3 protein-coding genes are annotated in these 1,909 nt (G+C 50.5%); 1 reads left to right on the top strand and 2 read right to left on the bottom strand.

All coding sequences use genetic code 11. The features are described 5' to 3' along the window. Nucleotides 1–348 (bottom strand): DUF2834 domain-containing protein (locus WAO31_RS06810; protein WP_509591804.1); only part of this gene is annotated, 348 nt, incomplete at its 3' end. A gap of 95 nt (nt 349–443) precedes the next feature. On the opposite strand from WAO31_RS06810, the gene dcd reads away from it, so the two are divergent. After that, nucleotides 444–1,040 (top strand): dCTP deaminase, encoded by a 597-nt coding sequence (gene dcd, locus WAO31_RS06805; protein ID WP_509591807.1) that lies wholly within the window; start codon nt 444–446, stop codon nt 1,038–1,040. Here dcd and WAO31_RS06800 read toward each other — a convergent pair. Beyond that, the coding region (locus WAO31_RS06800; protein ID WP_509591802.1) for an MFS transporter at nt 1,037–1,909 on the bottom strand (873 nt) is incomplete at its 5' end. The genes dcd and WAO31_RS06800 overlap by 4 nt on opposite strands.

The following is a 1,909-nucleotide window of genomic DNA, read 5'->3' as shown; positions in this document are numbered from 1 at the left end:
AAACTTGTCGATCTTGCCTCCGGCAAGAGCGATCTTTTGTTTCTTAAGTTCCCTAAAGGCCAAAAACAACGGGAAAGTAAAGGCCAGGGCGGTGACTCCTGAAAGCAAGAAGTAGAGCCAGACTCGCTTCATGCCGAGTTTTCTCGCCTCGTGAAGCATGAACACAACAGTTGCTGCAGCCACGATCAGTAGGTCTACCGAGAGCACCCAGTCCACCACCGAGCCAAACCAGGCGTTCAGGTAGTTGGCGCCCTCGACGGTGGCAATGCCGTTTAGCACCCAGGCGGTTATGAGCCCAAGGCCTGCAAGGACAAAGTAGATATTGGCTCGAAGCTGGTGACCAAACAAGCTAAGGCTCCTTACTTTGAGGATGGTTAGCTCCAACCCTAGCAACGCGCATTGGCCGTTTACTGGCAATTGGTTCGAGGCGGTAACCTATTTGGCTGCTCATGTCAGATCGCGATATTCGTGCCAGTATCGAAGCCGGCCAGATTGGTCTTGAACCACTAGAGATGGGTCTACTGCAGCCCAGCTCATTTGATGTTCGGCTGGATAGGTTTTTTAGACTCTTCGATAACCACAAGTACCCATACATCGATCCATCCGAGCAGCAGGATGATCTAACCAGGCTCATCGAGGTTGCCCCCGACGAAGCTTTCATCTTGCACCCGGGCGAATTTGTTCTGGGGTCAACATATGAATTTGTGACACTGCCGAACGACATAGCAGCAAGACTCGAAGGAAAGTCTTCCCTTGGAAGACTTGGCCTTCTAACTCACTCCACCGCAGGCTTTGTTGACCCCGGCTTCAAGGGTCACGTGACACTTGAGCTATCGAACACCGCAACCTTGCCGATTAAACTTTGGCCCGGAATGAAGATCGGTCAGCTTTGTTTTTTCAAGCTCTCTTCGGAATCGGAGTTTCCATACGGTTCGGATAAGTACTCTTCCCGATACCAGGGACAGCGCGGACCAACAGCATCCAGATCACACAAAAACTTTTATAGAACCGACGTTGGAAATGCTCCGCTGGAAAGCTAGTCCGAGTATTTAACTTCTGGGTTTGGATTAACTCGAAGGAGAAGAGCCAGTCCAACAATCAAAATAACCATCAGACCTAGAACACCGTAGATTGTGGTGTTTTCTTCTCCCGTCACAACAGCTGCAATTGTGATTGCTGTTGCCCAGAAGAAACCGGATAGGAAGCTGATTGCGCGACCGGTGGTTTGGTAAAGACCAAACACTTCACCCTCTCGTCCTTCTGGTGCAAAGCGGGAAACGAAGGTTCTAGAAGATGCCTGCGCAGGGCCAACGAACAGACAAAGCGCTAGGCCACCAATCCAGTATGTGATCTGGCCGGCGTCGGCGAAAAGGAAAACTCCAAAGCCGGCAATAATCAAACCAATCAAGGAACCGGCAATAACGTTTCTGGAACCTACGATGTCGTCGATTCGACCACCGACCATGGCACCGATACCGGCAACGATGTTGGCTGCCATACCGAAAATGATGATTTCGGTCTGGGTGAATCCAAAAGCCAGTGAACCAAGTACCGCTCCGAAGGAGAACACCCCGGCGAGACCGTCTCGGTATACAGCGGATGAGATTAGGAACTTCAGGGTTTCAGGAGCTTGACGGTACAAACTCTTTAGCTGCGACCACAGCAGAATGTATGAGCGGATTATTGACTCTTTTTCCGTACTCTTCTTCTTGATCTCAGGAACCACAACAAAGAGGGGAATTGAGAAAATTACTGTCCAAATCGCACAGAACAAGAACACCGTTCTAACTTCTAGGCCATCTGTTGCAGGAACACCAAAAACAGTTCCGGGTAGAACAAAACCGAACAGTGCAACGGCTAGCAGCAGGATTCCTCCCGCGTATCCAAGACCCCAGGCGTAGCCCGAGAT

The organism is Rhodoluna sp., from assembly GCF_049276775.1.
Classification (GTDB): domain Bacteria; phylum Actinomycetota; class Actinomycetes; order Actinomycetales; family Microbacteriaceae; genus Rhodoluna.
Note: the sequence above shows the minus strand (reverse complement) of the source record. Positions and strands in the feature narration are given on the sequence as shown.